Source organism: Psychroserpens sp. (genome assembly GCF_045105015.1).
Taxonomy (GTDB): Bacteria; Bacteroidota; Bacteroidia; order Flavobacteriales; family Flavobacteriaceae; genus Psychroserpens.
In genome coordinates this window covers 1-23,206 of the sequence record NZ_JBGCCX010000095.1, presented here as the reverse complement: position 1 = coordinate 23,206, position 23,206 = coordinate 1, and the positions used below count along the sequence as shown (strand labels likewise).

At 31.1% G+C, this 23,206-nt stretch carries 20 protein-coding genes; 15 read left to right on the top strand and 5 right to left on the bottom strand.

Features of this window, described 5'->3' with window-relative positions; translation table 11 throughout:
• Positions 1 to 89: 89 nt before the first annotated feature.
• The 6 genes from AB8B90_RS07210 to AB8B90_RS07185 all read left to right on the top strand — a co-directional run bounded on the left by AB8B90_RS07210 (position 90) and on the right by AB8B90_RS07185 (position 4,920).
• Entirely contained in the window at positions 90 to 716 is a 627-nt protein-coding gene (locus AB8B90_RS07210; protein WP_405335173.1) for a CPBP family intramembrane glutamic endopeptidase, read from the top strand.
• A 98-nt stretch (positions 717 to 814) separates the two neighbouring features.
• Entirely contained in the window at positions 815 to 2,215 is a 1,401-nt protein-coding gene (gene lpdA, locus AB8B90_RS07205; protein WP_405335171.1) for a dihydrolipoyl dehydrogenase, read from the top strand.
• Positions 2,216 to 2,411: 196 nt separating this feature from the next.
• Positions 2,412 to 2,720, top strand: coding sequence for a GIY-YIG nuclease family protein (locus AB8B90_RS07200; RefSeq protein ID WP_405335169.1), 309 nt, complete (start codon positions 2,412 to 2,414; stop codon positions 2,718 to 2,720).
• A gap of 169 nt (positions 2,721 to 2,889) precedes the next feature.
• The gene (locus tag AB8B90_RS07195) at positions 2,890 to 3,624 is read left to right on the top strand and encodes a DUF6090 family protein (RefSeq protein WP_405335167.1); all 735 of its coding nucleotides are present in this window, start codon (positions 2,890 to 2,892) and stop codon (positions 3,622 to 3,624) included.
• A 129-nt stretch (positions 3,625 to 3,753) separates the two neighbouring features.
• Positions 3,754 to 4,455, top strand: coding sequence for a hypothetical protein (locus AB8B90_RS07190; RefSeq protein WP_405335165.1), 702 nt, complete (start codon positions 3,754 to 3,756; stop codon positions 4,453 to 4,455).
• Between the two features lie 57 nt (positions 4,456 to 4,512).
• Positions 4,513 to 4,920 carry a DUF2721 domain-containing protein gene (locus AB8B90_RS07185; protein ID WP_405335163.1) on the top strand — a complete coding sequence of 136 codons (408 nt, stop codon included), beginning with the start codon at positions 4,513 to 4,515 and terminating at the stop codon, positions 4,918 to 4,920.
• A gap of 2 nt (positions 4,921 to 4,922) precedes the next feature.
• On the opposite strand, the gene AB8B90_RS07180 is transcribed toward AB8B90_RS07185, so the two are convergent.
• The 3 genes from AB8B90_RS07180 to AB8B90_RS07170 form a co-directional block, all read right to left on the bottom strand.
• Positions 4,923 to 5,513, bottom strand: coding sequence for a hypothetical protein (locus tag AB8B90_RS07180; RefSeq protein ID WP_405335161.1), 591 nt, complete (start codon positions 5,511 to 5,513; stop codon positions 4,923 to 4,925).
• A 67-nt stretch (positions 5,514 to 5,580) separates the two neighbouring features.
• Entirely contained in the window at positions 5,581 to 6,297 is a 717-nt protein-coding gene (locus tag AB8B90_RS07175; protein WP_405335175.1) for a LytR/AlgR family response regulator transcription factor, read from the bottom strand.
• Positions 6,290 to 7,351 (bottom strand): sensor histidine kinase, encoded by a 1,062-nt coding sequence (locus AB8B90_RS07170; protein WP_405335159.1) that lies wholly within the window; start codon positions 7,349 to 7,351, stop codon positions 6,290 to 6,292. The genes AB8B90_RS07175 and AB8B90_RS07170 overlap by 8 nt, the downstream gene beginning before the upstream one ends.
• 182 nt (positions 7,352 to 7,533) lie before the next feature.
• Between AB8B90_RS07170 and AB8B90_RS07165 the strand changes: the two genes are divergently transcribed.
• From AB8B90_RS07165 to AB8B90_RS07150, 4 genes are all read left to right on the top strand, one after another.
• The gene (locus AB8B90_RS07165; protein ID WP_405335157.1) at positions 7,534 to 7,956 is read left to right on the top strand and encodes a MotA/TolQ/ExbB proton channel family protein; all 423 of its coding nucleotides are present in this window, start codon (positions 7,534 to 7,536) and stop codon (positions 7,954 to 7,956) included.
• Between the two features lie 174 nt (positions 7,957 to 8,130).
• Entirely contained in the window at positions 8,131 to 8,703 is a 573-nt protein-coding gene (locus AB8B90_RS07160; RefSeq protein ID WP_405335155.1) for an RNA polymerase sigma factor, read from the top strand.
• Positions 8,703 to 8,879, top strand: coding sequence for a hypothetical protein (locus AB8B90_RS07155; protein ID WP_405335153.1), 177 nt, complete (start codon positions 8,703 to 8,705; stop codon positions 8,877 to 8,879). The genes AB8B90_RS07160 and AB8B90_RS07155 overlap by 1 nt, the downstream gene beginning before the upstream one ends.
• A gap of 29 nt (positions 8,880 to 8,908) precedes the next feature.
• Positions 8,909 to 9,736: a mechanosensitive ion channel family protein gene (locus AB8B90_RS07150; RefSeq protein WP_405335151.1), complete on the top strand. Its 828-nt coding sequence runs from the start codon at positions 8,909 to 8,911 to the stop codon at positions 9,734 to 9,736.
• A 93-nt stretch (positions 9,737 to 9,829) separates the two neighbouring features.
• Here the strand turns inward: AB8B90_RS07150 and AB8B90_RS07145 are convergent, their stop codons facing one another.
• The gene (locus AB8B90_RS07145; RefSeq protein ID WP_405335149.1) at positions 9,830 to 11,194 is read right to left on the bottom strand and encodes a DEAD/DEAH box helicase; all 1,365 of its coding nucleotides are present in this window, start codon (positions 11,192 to 11,194) and stop codon (positions 9,830 to 9,832) included.
• A 29-nt stretch (positions 11,195 to 11,223) separates the two neighbouring features.
• Entirely contained in the window at positions 11,224 to 14,766 is a 3,543-nt protein-coding gene (locus AB8B90_RS07140) for a TraB/GumN family protein (RefSeq protein WP_405335147.1), read from the bottom strand.
• A 92-nt stretch (positions 14,767 to 14,858) separates the two neighbouring features.
• Here AB8B90_RS07140 and pabB point away from each other — a divergent pair, with 92 nt between their 5' ends.
• The 5 genes from pabB to AB8B90_RS07115 all read left to right on the top strand — a co-directional run.
• Positions 14,859 to 16,160, top strand: a complete 1,302-nt coding sequence (gene pabB / locus AB8B90_RS07135; RefSeq protein ID WP_405335146.1) for an aminodeoxychorismate synthase component I — start codon at positions 14,859 to 14,861, stop codon at positions 16,158 to 16,160.
• Positions 16,161 to 16,194: 34 nt separating this feature from the next.
• Entirely contained in the window at positions 16,195 to 17,529 is a 1,335-nt protein-coding gene (gene tilS, locus AB8B90_RS07130) for a tRNA lysidine(34) synthetase TilS (RefSeq protein WP_405335144.1), read from the top strand.
• Positions 17,530 to 17,533: 4 nt separating this feature from the next.
• Positions 17,534 to 19,159, top strand: a complete 1,626-nt coding sequence (gene ade / locus AB8B90_RS07125) for an adenine deaminase (protein WP_405335142.1) — start codon at positions 17,534 to 17,536, stop codon at positions 19,157 to 19,159.
• Between the two features lie 4 nt (positions 19,160 to 19,163).
• On the top strand, positions 19,164 to 20,123 hold the full coding sequence (locus tag AB8B90_RS07120) for a YheT family hydrolase (RefSeq protein WP_405335141.1): 960 nt from the start codon (positions 19,164 to 19,166) through the stop codon (positions 20,121 to 20,123).
• Between the two features lie 254 nt (positions 20,124 to 20,377).
• The coding region (locus AB8B90_RS07115) for an SdrD B-like domain-containing protein (RefSeq protein WP_405335139.1) at positions 20,378 to 23,206 on the top strand (2,829 nt) is incomplete at its 3' end.

The window sequence follows — 23,206 nt, the reverse complement described above, 5'->3', positions numbered from 1 at the left end:
TATTGGTAGTACACAGAGTGCTTTTATGATAAATGAAGTTAAACATACAACTGCAATTAAAGTATAAGCTTTTATTATATATTTATAACATGGAAACCACCTCCTTCAAACTCATCGAATTTTTTATAATATTTATACTTGTACCTGTAAGCTTTGCAATCGACTATCCTGTATGGATTAAGATGTGTATTGGTCTAGTAGGTTTTCTGTATGTCATATTTATTTTGCTAAGAATTGAAAAAAATAAATTCAAAATCACTAAAAATTTAAACTGGAATTTATTTTTTAAACGAATTTTAATACAACTCTCAGGAATAGCAATTCTTACAACTTTATACATGTGTTTTGTTGATCCAGAAAACCTTTTTGTAGTCCTTCTTAACAAACCGTTACTATGGTTAATGATACTATTTGTTTATAGTTTTTTTTCGGTGTATCCTCAAGAACTCGTTTATCGCACCTTCTTTTTTCAACGTTATCAAAGTTTGTTTAAAAGTGAAATGCTGTTTATTGTCATAAATGCAGCGTTGTTTTCATTAGGTCATATTTTCTTCAGAAATACTTTGGTTATGATTCTAACATTTCTAGGAGGAATCTTGTTTGCATTGACCTATAAAAAAACGAAATCTACGATTTTAGTATCTATTGAACATGCCATATATGGGTCATGGTTGTTTACTGTTGGAATGGGAGACATGCTAGGATTTCCTTCATAAAAACAATTGATGTTAAATTCATCTTATGTCGATAGTAAATCATAAATCAAAGTCGTATTTTTGTAGTCATTTTAGTAAAAACTGATAAATATTCTTTTATGAAATCATACGATGTAGCAATAATAGGTTCTGGTCCTGGTGGATATGTAGCAGCAATTCGCTGTGCGCAACTTGGCATGAAAACAGCAATAATCGAAAAGTATGCAACACTTGGCGGAACATGTTTAAATGTTGGTTGTATTCCAAGTAAAGCCTTATTGTCTTCTTCTCATCATTATGAAGAAGCGACCAAGCATTTTGAAGAGCATGGTATTGACATTCCAGGTGACATTAAAGTGAACTTAGAAAAAATGATTGGTCGTAAGCAGGCAGTTGTGGATCAAACTACTGGTGGAATAGATTTTTTAATGAAGAAAAACAACATCGATGTATATGAAGGTTTAGGGTCTTTTAAAGATGCAACTCATATTAAAATCGAAGGAAAAGATGCTGGTGAAATTGAAGCAAAAAAGATCATTATAGCTACAGGTTCTAAACCATCTAATTTGCCATTTATTACCATAGATAAAGAGCGTGTCATTACATCTACTGAAGCTTTAAAACTTAAAGAAGTTCCGAAGCACATGATTATTATTGGTGGTGGAGTAATTGGATTGGAGCTCGGTCAAGTATACAGACGTCTTGGTGCAGAAGTGACTGTTATTGAGTATATGGATCGTATTTTACCTACCATGGATGCTGGTTTATCTAAAGAGTTAAACAAAGTATTCAAAAAGGCGAAATGTAAAATGATGATGTCGCACAAAGTTCAATCTGTTGAACGTAAAGGTGATGAGGTAATCGTTAAAGCTGAAAATAAAAAAGGTGAAATTGTTGAGTTTAAAGGTGATTACTGCTTAGTATCTGTTGGACGTCGTCCTTATACAGATGGTTTGAATGCTGAAGCTGCTGGTGTGAAATTGACAGATAGAGGACAAATTGAAGTTAACGAGCATTTACAAACTAATATATCTAATATTTATGCCATTGGAGATGTTATTAAAGGCGCAATGTTAGCTCACAAAGCTGAAGAAGAAGGTGTTTTTGTTGCTGAAACATTAGCAGGACAAAAACCACATATCGATTATAACTTAATTCCTGGTGTAGTTTATACTTGGCCAGAAGTTGCAGCAGTTGGTAAAACTGAAGAAGAATTAAAAGAAGCAGGAGTAGAGTACAAGGCTGGACAGTTTCCATTTAGAGCTTTAGGAAGAGCTAGAGCGAGTGGCGATATTGACGGGTTTGTGAAAATCCTTGCTGATAAAACTACAGATGAAGTATTAGGTGTGCATATGATTGGAGCACGTTGCGCCGATTTAATTGCTGAAGCTGTTGTTGCTATGGAATATAGAGCATCTGCTGAAGATATTTCTCGCATGTCTCATGCACATCCAACATTTGCAGAAGCAGTAAAAGAGGCTGCTTTAGCTGCAACTGATGATCGTGCATTGCATGTATAAAAGATAATTGAAGATACATATTAAAGCGAACTTTTTAGTTCGCTTTTTTTGTAGAAACCAATCTCAATCATTCTTGAGCAAGAACCCTTTAAAGTAGCTTTTATAAACTTACTATATCTATATTTAAACTTGAGTTCTGTCATTCCTGCGAAGGCAGGAATCTACTAGTTTTCCAAAATTTTATACTCTAGTAATAATGATTAAAATAATACATCAATATTATCTTTATATACTATCAAATAAGTATAGTGGAACACTATACATTGGTGTTACAAATGATTTGGAACGCAGAATGTTTGAGCATAAAAATAAATTAGTTGAGGGATTTACTAAAAGATATGGTTTAAATAGATTAATTTATTTTGAAACATTCCAATATATTAATGACGCTATTAAACGAGAGAAAAACATGAAAAAATGGAAGCGTCAATGGAAAATAGATTTAATAGAAAAAGACAATCCTAATTGGAGCGATCTTTCTAGAGATTGGTCAAATCTAAAATAAGGTTGAATTAATTTTTTTAGTGGATTCCTGCCTTCGCAGGAATGACATATTATGCTGTTTTTTTTGTAAGATATTTTCTATTGTCTGTAACATTATATTATCTTTAAGCACATATAGCAAACCAACCTCAGCTACACCATCAACCTAATTTGCTTTCATTTGAAAGTGAATGATTAAATTTTTTCGCCAAATTCGACATAACCTTCTTACTGAAGGCAAAACTTCTAAATATTTCAAATACGCCATTGGCGAAATCCTCCTTGTTGTTATTGGGATTCTCATTGCTTTACAGATAAGTAATTGGAATCAAAACAGATTGAATTCTAATAAGGAAACAGCAATTTTAGCAGACATCCATAAAGAGTTTACACAAAACAAAAAGCAGTTAGACTCAGTTATAATTCAGCATAAATTAGTGTATGATAATTGTGCCAAAGTCATGAGTTTATTTCCAATACTTTCGAAACCAGAGCCTGAAGTCTTAGATTCCTTATCTGTGCAGTTGTGGTGGTCTTATGGAGGTGTGACTTTTAATCCTTCACAAACTAGTATTAATGCACTTGAAAGCACGTCATCTTTTGATATTATTAAAAATGAAAGCTTACGTGATTTATTGATATCATGGAATGATTTAATTACAGATTATCAAGAAGAAGAATTACTATCTAGAAAATATATTTGGGATCAATACGATCCTTACATGGCTCAACATTTTGATTGGGATTTTAATTTTAAAGATGAGCGAAATAATTTTGAAGCCTTACAATCTTTGAGATTTGAATTTATGGTAAAAGGGAGATATGATTTAATGGATCAAATATTAAATGCTAGTGGAGAGTTACAAAAAGTACAAGAAACCCTAGATAGTATAATAGAACTTTCAAAGCCTAATTATAGAGATTAAAATGTTTTGTTATTCCGACCGAAGTGGCGGAATCTATTTTAACCTGACAGAGATTTCTCGACAAGCTCGAAATGACATTAATATTAAAAGATGATAAAAATTTTCAGACATATTAGACAATCTTTAATTATGGAAAACAAAACATCCAAATACATCAAATACGCTATTGGCGAGATTGTGCTAGTAATGATTGGTATTCTACTTGCGTTACAAGTAAATAACTGGAATCAAAACCGCATTGAGCAAAATGAGGAAAAAGAAGTGATTGCTAAATTGCACAGTGACTTTAACGAAAATAAAAAGGTCTTAAAGGCATTTTTAAGTGAAATGAATATGCAGATGAATGCTCAAGAAACCATAATGAATTTAATAGGGAGTTCAAAAGAAGAACTGGATAAACATAATATAGATAGTTTACTTCATGTATCTTTTGGATCTAGTGAGGTAGCTTTTGCAGATAATACCATTAAAAATATTATGCAAAGTGGTAAATTAAACCTTTTAAAAAATGATAAAATTACAGATTTGCTTTATAAATGGAATGCGCTATCTGAAATCAGGAAAACGCGAATCGTAAAATTAGATAATTGGTCAAATAACGAACTTCTGCCTTATTTGTTACCTAAAATATCCTTTAAGCAAATGGATATGGCTAGTAATTACTCTTGGACCGGAACTTCTAAAATAAAACCAGATTATTACCCTTTGTTTCAAGAGGTAGAGTTCGAGAATTATTTAGATAATAACCTGTGGCACTATCAACAAGTAAAAGAGCGTTGTGAAGAAACAGACAAACTCATTGATGATATAATTGATGCTACTAAACCATAAGATTAAATTCTCCTCAATAAATAAAGGCTTTAGAGGAAATTATATTACTATAAAGAAATGAACGAACTCACACTAACTACTCCAGCTTTATTGTTTTCGGCAATATCATTAATTATGTTGGCTTATACCAATCGATTTTTAGCTTATGCTTCAGTCATAAGAAATTTGCATGATAAGTATTTAGAGAAAATGGATGACTCGCTTATTGAACAAATAAAGAATTTAAAATTGAGACTAAATTTAACACGTTGGATGCAAATTTTCGGAATTTCAAGTTTGTTGCTATGTGTATTGACGATGTTCTTAATTTATATTGATTACCATGTGCTCGCAACTTGGATTTTTGGAGTAGCTTTAATACTTCTCATCATATCATTAATGTTTCTAATTAAAGAAATTCAAATATCTGCAAAAGCGTTAAGTCTTCATATCAGTGATATTGAAAGTCATTTAAAAAAGAAATAAGATTACAACTCTTTTATTAAGTCGTAAATACGCAAACGATTATTATAGTCATACTCATTAATATCTCTTACAAAACAATAGGGACTTATAGCTTCTGCTTTTACTTTTTCCGAGAGTTCTTCAACAGTAAATGGTCCAAATTCTTTTGATCTTTCTATATAATAAAACTCATGACCGTAAATTAAATCAGTTACCTTTTGTTGGTATTTTTCTTTTAAAAATTGTTGAACATCTTCAACAGAGTCTAGATCTTCAGAGTAATTGGTCGTATTAATAAAAAGTGCAAATTCTTTTTTGTTTTGATGATTTAAAACTAAGATGTCATCATCTTTAAAGTAGGCTTTTACGACCATTAAGCCGTCTTCTGTTTCAATAGAAAAAATATTATTAATGCTTAAAGTCCAAGAGGTTTTTATTGAAGAAGACTTTCTTTTAATTTCTAAAATATAATCGTCTTTAAACGTATATATCGACTTTTTTTTAGAAATTCCATTTACTAAAACCCAATTTTGATTTATAAAATGTGACTCGTAATGACGATTATAATCAAATGATTTTAAATTAGGAATGGTGTTGCGTAAATAATCTTCCATTAAGCGGTTTATCTCAAAACTTAGTTAGTTTAAGTTCAACGTAATTATAAGTGTTTTATTGAATGTTTTAAAATTTTTCTAGAAAACTTAACACTTCTTTTTTATATGTTCTGCTTATAGGTAAAGCTTTGTTGTGAATTGTGATATGTTCATTTGTAAAAGAATTGATTGCTTTAATTGTAATTATATAGGATCTGTGAATTCTAATGAATAAAGATTTAGGTAATTTAGCTTCTATAGAACTGATAGTCTCTCGTGTGATGATAGTGGTTTCTTTTAAGTGTATTTTTAAGTAATCGCTATAACTTTCAATATAAATTATATCATCAAAATCTATTTTTATCATTCTTCGTTCAGAGCGAACAAAGATAAAATTGGAACTGCTTTTTGAATGTATAAGCGATCGTTCATGAGTTCTATAGATTTCAAAATAATTATTAATGGCTTTTTGAAGCCTATCAAATGAAATAGGTTTAAGTAAATAATCAACAGCTTTAAGTTCAAATCCTTCAACGGCATAGTCTCTATATGCTGTTGTGAATATGACTTTTATATCGCTATTGATGGATTTAGCAAACGAAATACCCGAAATTTCAGGCATATTGATATCAAGAAAAACCAAATCGATTTTTTGATGACTTATATGACTAAAAGCTTCAACTGCGCTTTTGCAACTCGCAACGATGTGTATATTTTCAATTTTTGATAAATGGGTAGCAATGATTTCCCTAGCAATAGTTTCGTCATCAACAATTAAACAAGAAATGGTTGGGTTGCTAGGCATCATTAGCTGTGTTTAGGCAAAGTTGTACAGAAAATAGGGAATCTTGATTTGTAATATGTAAATCGTATTGATTTTGATACAATAACTCTAAGCGCTTTTTTATATTTTCTAAGCCTATACCTTCATCTAAATTGTTCTGTTTAGAGTGTGAATTCTGTATTCTGAAATCTATCGAATTAGAATCTGCTTTAAGTTTAATATCAATATTGAGTTTGCCATTACTAATGTTTCCATGTTTGAAACTATTTTCTACGAATGGAAGCAGTAACATTGGAGAAATCATAATTGATTCAGATGAAACATTTACATCAAAATTTATATTTAAAGTATCATTAAATCTCATTTTTTCTAAATCAATATAATCTTTTATATGTGCGATTTCTTCAGATAATACTACAAAAGGTTTTTCTGCTTGATATAAGAGGTAATCTAGAATATTAGACAATTTTAAAATCATATCTGGTGTTTCCTCAGCTTTTTTTAGAGCGAAACCATACATTGTATTTAATGTGTTAAATAAGAAATGCGGATGGATTTGCATTTTCAAGTAGTTTAGTTCTTGTTCTTTTAGTTTTAGCTGAGTGTCTAATATTTTAGTTTCTAAAGTTTTTGCTCTGGTAGTCTGTTTTAAATTTAACTTTAAGAGTTTAAATGCACCAACAATAATGACAATTAAATAAACAGCAGTCATTATAAAAAGCACATTTTTGGTAAGTGGATTCATTTCTGAATATTCAAAATTTGAGATATAGATCAAACTAAAAAAAATAGATACAAATAGTAAGTACAATGAAATGATTAAAGTATAAATGCTATAGAGTACAAATTGCCAATATTGTTTTGTTATTAAGTAATCTGGAATTAACGTATAGTTTGCTACATAGGTAGTCGCAATGGTGATGGGCATTAAAAATAAAGAGAATGTTAGCGTGTCTTCGTAAGTAGCATTATCTACTTGAAAAAAATTAGTATAAAAAAAGAGTACAACAATCCAAAACAGGAGGTGTAAAATAATGCGTCCAATTTTTTTTAATATGAAAGTGGTTGTAAACATAAATGAGGTACAATATTACTATATTTTTTATCTGATTCTACAGAATCGTAGACGAACGACCAATTTAGTTCGGGTTTCAACAATGGTGTTAAATACCATTTTAAATTGGTTGTTGGTCGCATTATTAAAATTGAAGAGTTTGTTATGGTTAAGTTTGACTATGTTTAACTAAATTTAAAACTATGTTTACACTAACACTTGCTTTAAAAACTCAATTTAATCTTTTAGTATTTTTAAATATTTTCATGGAAGGTGGTCCATTGTTTATGTCTTTAATACTTATCTGTTTATTATTATCAATAGCATTTCTTATTATTGGATTTTCTTCAATCAACAAATCTAGTGAGAAGACAAATAAAATGTTGAAAATGGCTGTAGATTCAAGTCTACTAGGTTTAGTTATTGGTTTTTTAGGTTCCGTTCTAGGTTTAATTTCGGCATTTGATTCTGTTGAAGCGATGGGTAATCCTGATCCAGCAATATTTGCTGGAGGGTTAAAAGTATCATTACTCACAGCAACTTTTGGCTTGTTTTCGTTTGTTATTGCAAGAATAGGAATATTGATTTTAAGATCTGGTTTAAAAATTCAATCAAAAAACGACTAGGTATAATAACATTTAATACTTAAAAGCGAGTCTAATTTATTTGACTCGCTTTTTTTATGAGGTGTATTCATTAACTTATGTTAATTTTGCACTACTTAAAAAAATTAGTGTTTTGATGTGACTTAATTAATAAGTGTGTGTCAAAATACTAACCTTTATAATAATCCAAAGTTTTTGGAACCCTTAGAAAAAATTAATAAGCAATCTGACGAAGAGTTGGTAAGTAACATTGTCAAAAACAATGACACTTTGCTATTCGCTGTTTTGTATGATCGTTTTGCACCTCTAGTATATAACAAATGCTACAGTTTTGCTAAAGACGAAGATGAAGCAAAAGACTTAACACAGGATGTGTTTTTGAAACTATTTGTGAAACTAGCAAGTTTTAAAGGGAAGTCTAAATTTTCAACATGGCTATATGCGTTTACTTATAACCATTGTGTGAATTATGTGACACGAAATACAGCTAAAAAATTTGAAAAGCAATCTGTAGATTATGCAGATATTGAAAATATTTCAGAAGAGCCAAACGATGAAGGGTTTAGTGATATGAGAATAGATAAGCTTAAAAAAGCTTTGGAACTCGTTTCGCCTGATGAAAAAATGATATTGTTGCTAAAATACCAAGACAACCTTTCAATAAAAGAAATCGAAAGTGTTTTAGATATTGGGGAAAGTGCCGTAAAGATGAGAGTCAAACGTGCAAAGGATAAATTGTTAACTGTTTATAATGAGAATTTTGTGTAATGGAGAATCCTTTTAAAGACATAAATAAGCCATTGAGGTCAGTACCACCAGAATTGAAATCTAAGGTGATGAATGATATTGCCATAGCAAAATTGTTAATGGAGTTGGCTGAATTATTCTCATATAATTTAGGGGATGTGATTGAAACAGTAATGAATAAAAGAGAAAAAAAATAATAGCTACTAATAAATAATAATCAAACGTAATGGATAAAATAACTGAATATAAAGATATAGCCATGGACTCTCTATCAGCCATGTGGTTAGAAATCACCAAAATTTTCCCAAGTATTCTGGGTGCTTTGATAGTTTTAATTGTAGGATGGTTAGTTTCAAAAATTGTGGTGAGGCTAATTAAAAAGGCACTAAAATTAGCTAAAGCAGATAAACTTGATGATAAACTTAATGAGATCGAAATAGTTGAAGGAAAAAAACTAAACTTCAATACCATTAAGATCGTATCTACTTTTGTGAAATGGATAATCTATATCATGATTCTAATAATGGTTTCTGATATATTAAACATGAAAATTATATCTGAGCAAATTAGTAATTTCTTAGGGTATTTACCTCAACTATTTGTTGCGCTAATTATTTTTACTTTAGGATTGTTGTTTGCAAATTTCGTTAAGAAAGGGTTACAATCTTTATTTGAATCAATGGACTTATCTGGTGCTAAAATTATTAGTCAAGTAGTGTTTTTCTTATTACTTATATTCATATCTATTACTGCTTTAAATCAAGCAGGTGTTGATACTGAAATTATTACGAGCAATTTAACAATGTTTCTTGCTGCATTCTTAGTGTCTTTTGCACTTGCCTTCGGCCTAGGAGCTAGAGAAGTTGTCGCAGATTTATTAAGAACATTTTACACAAGAAAAACCTATGAAGTAGGTCAAAAGATTGAATTTGAAAGTAAAGTATATGAAGTTGATTCTATAGGTAATATTACTGTTGTTTTAAAGAATTCTGATGGCAAATTAGTTGTGCCTATTAAAGATATAGTGGAGAATCAGATAAAAGTTGTTGATTGAATATAATTTAGGGTTAAAGGTTAGTATAATTATATAGCTTTAACAATTTGACGATTTTTCTCTTCTCTTTTCATGTATTTGGAAAGGGTTTTTTTATTTTCTTTTGTTGCGCTTATTATAATTTTTATCACCTCTTGTTTTTGGTTTTTTGTACTTAGCTGCAATTTTGAATTTATAAGAACCTCCTAAATTTTCTTTTTTGTTTTTGTCTTTTTTCTCATGAAATGCCTCTCCAGGAACATCGTCACCTGTTCGCTTTGTTGGATTGTTTCGTTCTCTAATTTGCGGACGTTCTTCCTCAATTAATTGTTTTGAAATTTCTACAACCTCAGGAATTACATTTAGAGGTATTTTCATTTCCATATAAGATTGAATCGTTTCAATAGCCTCTTGTTCTTTGTCTGTTGAAAATGTTAATGCTTGTCCTTGTTGTTCTGCACGACCAGTCCTACCAATACGATGCATGTAATTTTCAGGATATTTTGGTGTGTCAAAATTGATCACATGACTAATGTTTTCAATATCTAAACCACGAGCCATAACATCAGTTGCTATTAAAATTCTATTCTCGCCAGCTCTAAACTGTTCAATACTTCTAAGTCTGTAATTTTGTGTTTTATTTGAATGTATAACACATGACTGCCCTGAAAAGCGATCTTCAAGTTCATCAAAGAGTTTGTCTGCTAGTTTTTTGAAAGCTACAAATATTAAAACCTTATTATAGGTGTCAGTATCATGTAATAAATGTTCTAAAAGGTTAACTTTTGTATAAAAATTAGCGACATCGTAGCGTTGTTGTTCAATATTGTGTAATGGTGTTCCAGATACAGCAATAGTAACTCGTTGAGGTTTAATGAAAAAATCGGTTATTAATTCATCAACATCATCTGTCATAGTTGCCGAAAACATAATGTTTTGACGTCTTTCAGGTAAAATATCAAAAATATTGAGTAGCTGATGCCTAAAACCAAGATCTAACATTACGTCTACTTCATCTATTACTAATTTTTGGATGCTTTTTAATTGTAATACCCGACTTACAGCTAAATCAAATAATCGTCCTGGAGTTGCAACTATAATATCTTGTCCTTGAGCAACAGCCTGTTTTTGTGTGTTGATGTTTGTGCCACCATACACACCTAAAACACGTACATTGATGTATTTTGCTATTTTTTCAATCTCATCTACAACTTGTACCACCAATTCTCGAGTTGGAACCAAAACCAGAACTCTTGGGTTTTCTTGAGTTGAATATTTTAAATGACGTAAAACAGGTAACATATAAGCAAAGGTTTTTCCTGTACCTGTTTGAGCGATACCAACGACATCTTTACCTGAAGCAACCATGTTGAAGGCTTCAGCTTGAATAGGTGTTGGTTTTACAAACCCTAAATCGTCTAATGCGTTGTAAAGAGGTGTGTTTAAATTTAAATCCTGAAATGTGATTTGCTCATTCATGCGTCAAAGGTAAAAACTATTATGGGTAATTACTCTTCTTCATCAGATTTATTAAGTAATAGCTCTGACTGAGCTTTCCAGTTTTCATCTAGAGTGTCCCAGTTGGTTTTTGTGTCGTATAGTGTAAAATCTTTATCTTGAGAAACCTTATAAATAGGTCCAATTAAAGCAAAATAGGATTCGATTTCGTCATTATCAAAATCATAATTAATTGAGGTAGCATAATAACGGTTACCTTCATTTTCAATAACATCTATTAAATGGATCTCAAAACCATACTCATCTATTTCTTCTAAATAAGTATGTATAGATAATAATGCCATATTTTCTTCATCCAGATAAGTTAAAGGGACTTTATCGAGTTTATTTAAATCATGATAAGCTTTAATAATACTGAATCGAGAACTTAAACTATCCATTAAGCTGTTTAGTATCGGTTTTTTTATTGGAATTTCATTCTTTATCCTAGCTACAGCTGCATGTTTTTTAAACCAATCGTTGTCTGTTCTTGTAATTAGTTTATTCGTGAATTCCTCTACTAAAGTTCGATTTAAGATTTGTGAATCCATTAATCTTAGGTAATTGTATATGCGTCCATTGTAGGTGTAGTCATAATTAGTAGTGTCTTCTACTTCTTTAATATAATTGGCAATATCTTCATTGGCATATGTCATTAACTTCTCTGTTTTTTGGTTAATGACTTTAGCACCATAAATGCTATCGGCTAAAATGTCTCCTGAGATTTCTAATACTGAACTTCTTAAATCTTCAATTGAAACCAAATCAACCAACTTATCTAAATTGTTTACAGATAAAGAAAGAGAGTCTTTTAACGGACTAAATAATGACCAGTTATAGTTTTCAATTTTCTTAGGAGGATTATTGAATAGTAAATCCAAATAGGTGGTTATGGAATTTTCGTCATCCAATTGATGCATCAATGAAAGTATGTTGGATTTTAATTCTTCTGAAGTATTCAGTTTTTCATATTCTGTCTCAAGAATTTTTAAAGTTTCACCGTTACTAAATGTGCTAAATTCATTCAGTATTGCCGATTTAATTTGTTCGCTTGATTCAGAATCTTCATAATTTATAGCAAATGATTTGTGTAAATCAGGCAGGTCTTTTTCTTCAAATTCATAATATTCAAAGGCACCAATTGCTCGCTTTTGTACAATACTATCTTTAGATTTTAAATCGCTTAAAATAAGCTTTGTTTTTGAAGAATAGATGTCGAACTCAGTTTCAGTAGCGTTGTCAATAAAAGAATTGAATATGTTGTCAGACATGTTTTTATTGTGGTCTTCATTAGCAATATAAGCAGTAAATAAGTGCCACTTTTTATTTTGAATCCACACTCTGCGTTTCGAAATGACACTACTATTATCACTAGTAAAAACAGCTTCGATTCCATCATAAGTACCAATCTTAATTGAACGTTTTTCAATAATTGAATCGTTCCAGTTTTTTAATAAATCTAAATTGTCACTATAGAATTGAGTAAGATCAGAAGTTTTAAAATAGTCTTGAAAATCGCCATAAGAGTATTGGTAAACATCACCAGTATTTGGATCTGTTGTATAGTAGTCATAAGATCCTTTAAACAGGGTAGAGTCAAAGTTTTCAGTATCTATACTGACCTTAATATTGTCAAATTTTTTAATTTTTATCTCTGTGTTTTCAACTGTATATTCTTCTAGCGGAGCAGTTTCATAATCAATAAATTTGAAATCTTTAAAGAATGGATTGTTTAGAGAAACTTTATCTGTTTCGTTAAGTTTTTGTTGAAGTAGAAGATAAGTTCTGTTTCCTCTAATATATACTCTAATAAATGAGTGGTATTTATCATTGATTAAAACTTCATATTCACGCCCTTCGTACCCATTCAAGTAAATGATTTTTGGTTCAGAAACTGCTGTGCCATTACTTGATATGTGTTCAGACATGAACTGAAATGAACCTTCGGGATTATCCATATAGTATCCTTTAGGTAAATCATTATATCTAAATAAATAATTATCATTATTTGCTTTATCAACAACACTGTACATGTTTAAAAAGTAGGGTTCACCTTCTGGGTCAAGAGGGTTTGGAGCTTCTCTCGAAAAACTTTTGGGCTTTCCAGGTAAATTTATTGAAAAGGCACCTTCTTTATAAATTTTAGTTTCCCAAGAAGCTACTTTGGGTTGTTTAGGAGTCGATTGTGGTTCAAAAAAGGTTGCGGAACTCAAAAAACGATCAACAGATTTTAAATTAGTGCTCGGGTTTTCAGTTTGAACAGTATGGTAATACACCATTTTATCTTTTATAGATATTTGGGATGTAATGGTTGTTTGGTCTTCTTGAACTAAAATTGTTTTGTTTTGAATACCACCTTCAATAGCACGTTCTTTATTATATACGATACTACCATTGTATGTACTTTCAAGTCGTTTGATGTAATTTTCTATTAAATCTCTTGTTGGTAAAGTGTCTGAAGGTGTATGCCTAAAATCTAAACCAAACATTACATATGATGAATTGTCTACCGGAGAATGATATGTATGCACTTTAAAACTTTCAGTATCTTCTGTGTAATTTGGAGCACTTGGTAGCTCAACCGAATACCCTAAGTCTTTGTCAATAAATGTGAACCATTTAAATTTCGATTGATCAATTTTAAAGTTGTTTGCAATACCAGTGAATTCTGCTATAACAGGAGTTAGAGTATAGCCTTTTTGCTGTAGTAATTTTATAACACCAAACTCTCCTGGTAAATGTGCTGTTCCAATAGCAGAAAATAAGCTTTGCTTTTTTATTATTTTATCTATGTTGGAAGCCATGATCTTATTTCTTTCAATGATTTCATCATCAAAACCGTTTAGTTCTTCAATCATATAGCGCTCTATTTTAAAGATGTTTCCCTCGTAATAAAGTTCTGTTAGTACATTTTTCATGGAGTCCATCTCAACAATAGGACTTTCAATTTTATCTAATATATAGGCTCTTTTTTCTTTTTTGCTTAAAGATTCAAAATGGTTTATTTGCGTTTCAATGGCTTCTAAACCTGTAATTTCTTTTTGCATTGTTTTTGCCTGACTTAGCAAATACATATCCACAAAAGTAGATTTGTCGGTTTGCTTATCCTCATCAGGATACAATAGATTAAGAATAATATTTGGATCTTTTAGTTTTGATTCTTCAAACGAATAGCCATTAATTTCTTTAAAACGCTCTACTAGTAGTTGGTATTCTTGATTGTTTAAAACGGATTTAAAAGTATCTTTAGGATTATCTTTAATAATCTTATTGTTTACAGCTATATATGTTGAATCCATGTGTATCTCTAGAGCAAATACTTCGCAGCTTTTTATTGCAGGCATGACGGCATCACTAAATTTAAAAGCTCTAATGTCGTCTACATGCATGGTTCCAAATAAATAGGAAGGTGATTGCAGTCCATTACCTTCAACTTTCCATAACAAATTATAATTTTCTTGATTTTGAGCAAAAACAACTGAATTGCAAAACCCCAAAGCGATAATAAATAACTGAAGTAAAATTTGTTTTTTTAAATTGAGTCTGATCTTCATATGTGGCAATATTTTTACAATTATAGTAAGTTTTGTGACGGATATTGTCTGCTTCTTAATAAATTTGAATCGTTGTATTCTAAAATAAGAATTTGAGAAAAATAATTCACAGAAGTATAAAAAGCGATAATCAATATAAGGAAAAATTATTGACTTGGAGTCAGCAGTTTTTTGAAGTTGTTTGGTTAGATTCAAATAATTACCAACAACAGTATTCAAATTATGATGCAGTACTTGCTGTAGATGCATTTACAAGTATTCAAACCGATTATTACGATGCTTTTGAGCAATTAAAAGTGTATCAATCTGCTACTAAAGATTGGTTGTTTGGCTACTTGTCTTATGATTTAAAAAATGATGTCGAGAAGTTGTCTTCTAGTAATTTTGATGGCTTACAGTTTCCTGAATTGTTTTTCTTTCAACCAAAAAAACTATTCCTACTTAAAGGTAATAAATTAGAAATTCAGTATTTAAATCTTGTGTCTGATGAAATTGAAACCGACTTGATGCACATTGAATCTACGGTTGTTTCTACTGAAATTGCAAAGCCTACAGAAGATGATGCTGTTAAAATCAAGTTGCGAATTCACAAGGATGAATACTTTAATAAAATCAATACTGTATTAAATCATATTCAAAGAGGTGATATTTATGAAGCTAATTTTTGTCAGGAATTTTATGCCGAAAACACGTCAATTAAACCCATAGAAATCTATAGAAATCTTAATCGGATTTCAAAACCACCGTTTGCAACATTTTTGAAATTGTACGATAAATATTTGCTCTCAGCTTCACCTGAACGTTATTTAAAAAAAGAAGGTTGTATGATAACATCACAACCCATTAAAGGGACAGCGAAACGATCTTCTGATAAAGCAAAAGATGATTTATTAAAAAAAGCACTTTCCGAAGATGTAAAAGAACGAAGCGAGAATGTTATGATTGTAGATTTAGTCAGAAATGATTTGTCTAAAACAGCTACAAAGGGAAGTGTAAAAGTTAAGGAGCTTTGTAAAGTGTATTCCTTTGATCAAGTGCATCAAATGATATCAACTGTGACTTCAGACATCAAAGACGAAGTGCATCCTGTTGATGTAATTAAAACAACTTTTCCAATGGGAAGTATGACTGGTGCTCCAAAAATTTCAGCGATGAATATAATTGAAGAACTCGAAGAAACGAAACGCGGATTGTATTCGGGAGCTGTTGGCTATTTTACTCCAAATGATGATTTTGATTTTAATGTGGTTATAAGAAGTATCTTGTATAACGAATCTCAAAATTATGTATCTTACTCAGTTGGTGGAGCTATTACAGCTAAAAGTGTACCTCTTAAAGAGTATGAAGAGTGTTTGCTAAAAGCTAAAGCCATGAGAGAGGTTTTAGAGCGATAGATAACTTGTAGTTTAAAAGATATACCTTTGAAAAGTGCTAGAAGAATTTAGAAATCATATTAATAATAACCTTCCTTTTTTAAAAGAGAGCAAACTTTTGATTGCCATTTCAGGAGGATTAGATAGTGTGGTTCTAACTCATTTATCTCATAGTTTGAATTTAAATATCACATTAGCTCATTGTAATTTTAATTTGCGTGGAAGCGAAAGTGATGCAGATGAAACTTTTGTTAATGCTCTCGCTAAGCAATTGGATACAGAAGTTTTTATAGAATCTTTTAATACAACAGCTTATGCCAAAACTGAAAAACTGTCGATTCAGATGGCTGCTCGTGAACTACGTTATGATTGGTTTAAAGATCTATCCGAAAACTTAAGTTTCGATTATATTTTAACTGGACATCATGCAGACGATAACCTCGAAACTTTTTTTATAAATCTTACAAGAGGTTCAGGTTTGACTGGATTAATTGGTATTCCAGAAGTGAATGATGTAATTGTGCGTCCTCTTTTACCTTTTTCTAGAGATGAATTAGAAACTTATGCAAAAGTACAGCATCTTAAATGGAAAGAGGATAGTAGTAATGCATCTGATAATTATTTAAGAAACAAATTACGACATCATATTATTCCTCAATTAAAAGGAATAACTCCAGAGTTATTATCTAATTTTAATAAGACAGTTTCAAATTTAAAAGACACGGCAGATATTGTTGATGAAAGTTTAAATGCCGTTGCTAAAAGAGCAATAGCTGATATTGATGAACAGCAAGTCAAATTCAAATTTTCAGAATTTATAAAAGTAAATAACCCGAAAGCCTATCTATATGAAATGTTTAAGGATTATGGTTTTACTGAATGGAATGATATAATCGGCTTGCTAAAGGCACAATCTGGAAAACAAGTCTTATCGAAAACACATCGTCTAATCAAAGATAGAAAACATCTAATTTTGACAAACAGAAGTGATAATGTCATTCAGAATGATAGTAAAGAACCTTTAGTTATAAAAGATTTAAGCGCTTCTGTCGAAACATCTTTTGGTAGTTTAAGATTTGATTGCGTTGCAGTTATGAGTAAAGATTCAAAGACTAAAATTTTTATAGATAAAGACAAATTAAAATTGCCACTACAACTTCGTAGATGGGAAAAAGGAGACTTGTTTTATCCTTCAGGAATGAATGGTAAAAAGAAATTGAGTAAATACTTTAAAGATGAAAAGTATTCCCTTATTGATAAAGAGAATACATGGTTGTTATGTTCTGAAGATGATATTATATGGATTATTGGAGGTCGAACTGATAATAGATTTAAAGTGACCAAGGACACAAAACAGATTCTAAAAATCACACTTACAAACGAGAAGTAATTATATGCAAAAAGTACAGGGTCAAATAGTAGATATAAAAAATAGACGCATTTTTAAAGGAGAGGTTGTTTTTGACGACGGTAAAATCAAATCTATCGAAGAAAAAGAACATGACGTTAATCATTTTATTCTACCAGGTTTCGTAGATGCGCATATTCATATTGAAAGCTCGATGCTTGTTCCAAGTGAATTTGCAAGAATAGCTGTAAATCACGGAACTGTTGCTACAGTATCAGATCCTCACGAAATTGCTAATGTGCTTGGTGTAAAGGGAGTCGACTTCATGATTGAAAATGGTAAGCAAACGCCATTTAAATTTAATTTTGGAGCACCTTCATGTGTGCCAGCAACAAGTTTTGAATCTGCTGGTGCTATTATTAATTCTGATGATATAAAGGAATTAATGTCACGACCAGAAATCAAGTACCTAGCCGAAATGATGAATTATCCAGGTGTCTTGTTTGATGATGAAGAGGTTATGAAAAAAATCGCATGGGCAAAACATTATAACAAACCAATTGACGGTCACGCGCCAGGAGTTGTTGGTGATGATATTACAAAATATATAGCTGCTGGAATTTCTACTGATCACGAATGTTTTACATATGACGAAGGTCTAGAGAAACTTCAAAAAGGTATGAAGGTTTTAATTCGAGAGGGTAGTGCAGCTAAAAATTTTGAGGCATTAATAGATTTACTCCCTAAATATTACGAAAGTATCATGTTTTGCAGTGATGATAAACATCCTGATGATTTAATAATAGATCATATTAATAAATTGTGTGCTCGTGCTGTTGCAAAAGGAATAGATGTATTTAAAGTACTACAAGCGGCTTGTATTAATCCTGTTGAACATTATAATTTAGACGTTGGACTTTTACAATTAGGAGATCAAGCAGATTTTATAATAGTTGAGAATTTAAATGATTTTAAAGTACTTCAAACCTACATTGATGGTAAATTACTTAGTGAAAATGGAAGTTCTAAGTTGAAATCTATAAAATTTGATACTCTTAATAATTTCAATACAAATAAAAAAGAAGTGTCAAGTTTTAGGATCACTTCTGATGCTAAACAGATTAGAGTTATTGAGGCCTTAGAAGGTCAGTTAGTAACCAACGAACTAATTAAAGATACTACTGTAATAGATGGAAATTTAGTATCAAATACTGATGCTGATATTTTAAAAATGACAGTTGTTAATCGTTATAATAATAATCAACCTGCCTTGGCATTCATAAAGAATTTTGGATTAAAAGAAGGTGCGATTGCATCATCAGTTGGACATGATTCTCACAATATCATTGCTGTAGGTGTTTCAGATGAAGCAATTTGCAAAGCTGTAAACCTCATTATTGAAAATAAAGGCGGCATATGTGCAGTGTCAACTTCAGAAGAAAAAATTGTGTCACTGCCAGTTGCAGGAATTATGAGCGATAAAGATGGTGAGACTATAGGGAAACAATATGCTGAATTAGATGCCTTATCAAAAAAACTTGGTAGCCAACTAAATGCGCCTTACATGACATTATCGTTTATGGCTTTATTAGTTATTCCTTCACTTAAGTTAAGCGATAAAGGATTGTTTAACGGGAAAACTTTTGAATTCACATCATTAACTGTTAATTAAAAAGATGCCAGTTTTAGAATCTAACTTCAAACCACCTTTTCAGTTTAAAAACGGATTTGTTGCCACAGTATATTCTGGTTTATTCCGAAAAATAAAAGGTCTAGATCAAGAACGTGAACGGATTGATACACGTGATGAAGATTTTTTAGATTTAGATTGGAGTTTTGCTAAGTCAAAATCCGATGCTGTTATAATCTTGCTTCATGGATTAGAAGGCCATGCGCAACGACCTTATGTTACAGGTGCAGCAAAATTATTTAATCAAAATGGAGTAGATGCTGTTTGTGTAAACTTTAGAGGCTGTAGCGGACAAGATAATCGGTTTTATAATAGTTATCACTCAGGTGCTACAGATGATTTAGATGATGTTGTACTTCATTGTGTAAAAAAAGGGTATTCAAAAATTTATATCAAAGGCATTAGTTTAGGTGGAAATATTACTTTAAAATACCTAGGAGAAGATCGAGACATACCAACTCAAATTAAATCTGCTATTGCGATTTCTGTACCAGTCCATCTGCATGGTTCTGCAAATGAATTGCATAAGTTGAAGAATAAAGCTTTTGCTATTCGATTTAAAAAACATCTAGTAGATAAATTAAAGCTAAAGATTAAGCAATTTCCAGAAAACATTTCAGTTGAGGAAATTAAATCAATCAGTACTTTAAGGGATTTTGATGAAGTGTATACATCAAAAGCACATGGTTTTAAAGATGCTTCAGACTATTATAAACAATCCAGTAGTTTACAGTTTTTAGGGAATATTAATATTCCTACATTATTAATCAATGCACTTAACGATTCATTCTTGTCGCCAGAATGTTTTCCTGTAAAAGAGGCCAAACAGAATGAATATCTTTTTTTAGAAATGCCAAAGTTTGGAGGTCATGTAGGATTTATTCAAAAGAATAATGTGTATTATAATGAACTTCGTGCTTTAGAATTTATTAAAGGCATATTTTAGGGTGTTTTTAACCCAAATTCTTAGTTTTATTACTCATTATTTGTAGGCTATTTTCTACAAAATCAGTCAATTTCATTTTATCGGACTTTTTTACATTTTTATTCCTTTGACAGATGAAATTTGTCAAATTGACGAAAAATTATAGTCATCTTATTTCCAATAAATTAACATAGGTTAATATTGCAAAGTTATATTTCTGTAAGAAAAAACAGATAAATACACCCTAATACATACATTAATTAAACTAATTTCAAATGAAAAAAAATTACCCGCAAAAACTTAGAAGTAGATTTGCAGTTTTGTTGTTTTTTGTCTCTTTGATCTCAGCATGGGCTCAAACAGGTAATACAACACAATCAGATTGCGGTTCTATTGATGGACTTTATATTTACGATCAGTCTACAGACTCATCAGTTTTAGGTCCTATTCATGACAATGCCCAAATTAATATAGATAACCTACCAAGCAGCTACTATTTAGTAGTACAAACTATCGGAAATATTGAAAGTGTCTCACTCAATGTAGATGCTAATTCTTTAACAGAAAATGTAGTTCCATATACATTTCCTGGTGATGGTCAAAATGGTAACAATTGGAATGCTAGTTTAGGATCACATCACGTTTCAGCAATTGCATTTATACAAGATAATGCAGCAGGTACCCATTGTGACTCAATAGATTTGTCATTTACTCTTTTTTCAAACAATCAAAATCCTAATGTAATTTATCCACCAGCAAATCCAACATGTGATTCTGGTGCTTTTCTTTGGGAGAATCACATAGATGTGACAAATCTTTCAGGATCTTATGGGATTCCACAAGCAGATTTAAGATTTATCGACGGACAAACAACACGTTTTACAATTCCAGGTCCTTATCCTTCTGAATTTAATAATGCTGTAACAGTATCTCTAAGTGAAGTTGTGTCTTGGGACGGATATCAAAATAGAGTTAATATAACTCAAACTAATGAAAAATGGAAAGTTGTATTTAAGAAAAACGGAAATATAGTTTTTGAATCTTCATATACTGAAGATACTCCTGATAATATGGCTTCAGGTGAATGGATTGGAGCATTAGAATCAGATATATTTTTACCTCAAGGTACTGATGAAATAATTATTGTTCACATAGAAGACTCAGTATTTGGTGAAGGGTCTATTTATCCTTCTGCAAACTCAGTAGTGCCTTCTTCTATTTGTATTTCTTATGAATCAGAAGTTGAGGAAATAATGCCTCCAACAAATCCAACGTGTGATGCTGGAGCTTTCCTATGGGAAAACGAAGTAAACATTTCTTCAAATGGAAATGTTACTACTAATCTAAGATTTATTGACGGACAAACAACTCAATTTACAATTCCAGGACCTTATCCATCAGAATTCAATAGTGCGGTAACTGTATCGCTTAATGAAGTTGTCTCTTGGGATGGGTATTTGAATAGAGTCAATGTTACTCAAACTAATGAAAAGTGGAAAGTTGTATTTAAGAAAAACGGAAATATAGTTTTTGAATCTTCTTACACTGAAGATGTTGAAGATAATGTGGTTTCTGGAGAATGGATTGGAGCATTAGAATCTGATATATTTTTACCACAAGGTACAGATGAAATAATTATTGTTCATATTGAAGATTCTCAATTAGGTGATGGTTCTTTTCCTTCAGCAAATTCTGTAGTACCTACTTCAATTTGTATTGCATACGAAGCAGAAGAGATTGTGCCACCAACAAATCCAACATGTGATGCTGGTGCTTTTCTATGGGAAAATGAAGTAGATATTTCTTCAAACGGAAATGTCTCTACTGACTTAAGGTTTATCGACGGTCAAACAACACAATTTACAATACCAGGTCCATATCCTACTGAATTTAATAATGCCGTAACGGTTTCTATTAATGAAGTTATTTCTTGGGACGGGTATTTGAATAGGGTTAATGTAACTCAAACTAATGAAAAATGGAAACTTGTATTTAAGAAAAATGGAAACATCATTTTTGAATCTTCATACACTGAAGATGTAGAAGATAATGTGGTTTCTGGTGAATGGATTGGTGCATTAGAATCTAATGTATTCTTACCACAAGGTACAGATGAAATAATCATTGTTCATATTGAAGATCCACAGTTAGGTGATGGTTCTTTTCCATCAGCAAATTCTGTAGTACCTACGTCAATATGTATTTCTTATGAGATTCAAACAGCTTCATTGGGAGATACAGTATTTTTAGATATCGATCTGGATGGAATTCAAGATCCAGGAGAAGAGGGTGTTGAAGGAGTAACAGTTTTATTATTAGACTGTGATGGAAATGAATTAGATTCAACAGAGACTGACGAAAATGGTAACTATTTATTTACAGACTTAGATCCAAATATAGATTACATAGTAGAATTTGTAACGCCAAACGGATTTGAAGTGTCACCAGCAAATCAAGGTGGAGACGATGCAAATGATTCAGATGCAGGTGAAGATGGACAAACAGAATGTATCGATTTAGAGCCAGGAGAAGAAAACTTAACTGTAGACGCAGGTATTTATGATCCAGTAAATGTTGGAGATACAGTATTCTTTGATGTTGATAGAGATGGTATCCAAGATTTAGGAGAAGCAGGAGTTGAAGGAGTAACAGTTCAATTGTTAGATGAAGATGGAAATGTAGTTGATGAGGTTACTACAGATGAAAATGGCAACTATTTATTTGAAAATGTAATTCCAGGCGAATATGTTATCATGTTTGTTGAAGGAACATTGCCAGATGACTATGAATTCACAACTGCAAATGCAGGAGGAGATGATGCAATAGATTCAGATGCAGGAGATTTAGGAAAAACAGAACCATTTACAGTAATAGCAGGTCAAGACGATGACTTAACTTATGATGCAGGTATCATTTTACCAACAGCTTCATTAGGAGATACAGTATTTTTAGATAACGATCAGGATGGAATTCAAGATCCAGGAGAAGAGGGTGTTGAAGGAGTTACAGTTTTATTATTAGACTGTGATGGAAATGAATTAGATGCAACAGAGACTGACGAAAATGGTAACTATTTATTTACAGACTTAGATCCAAATATAGAT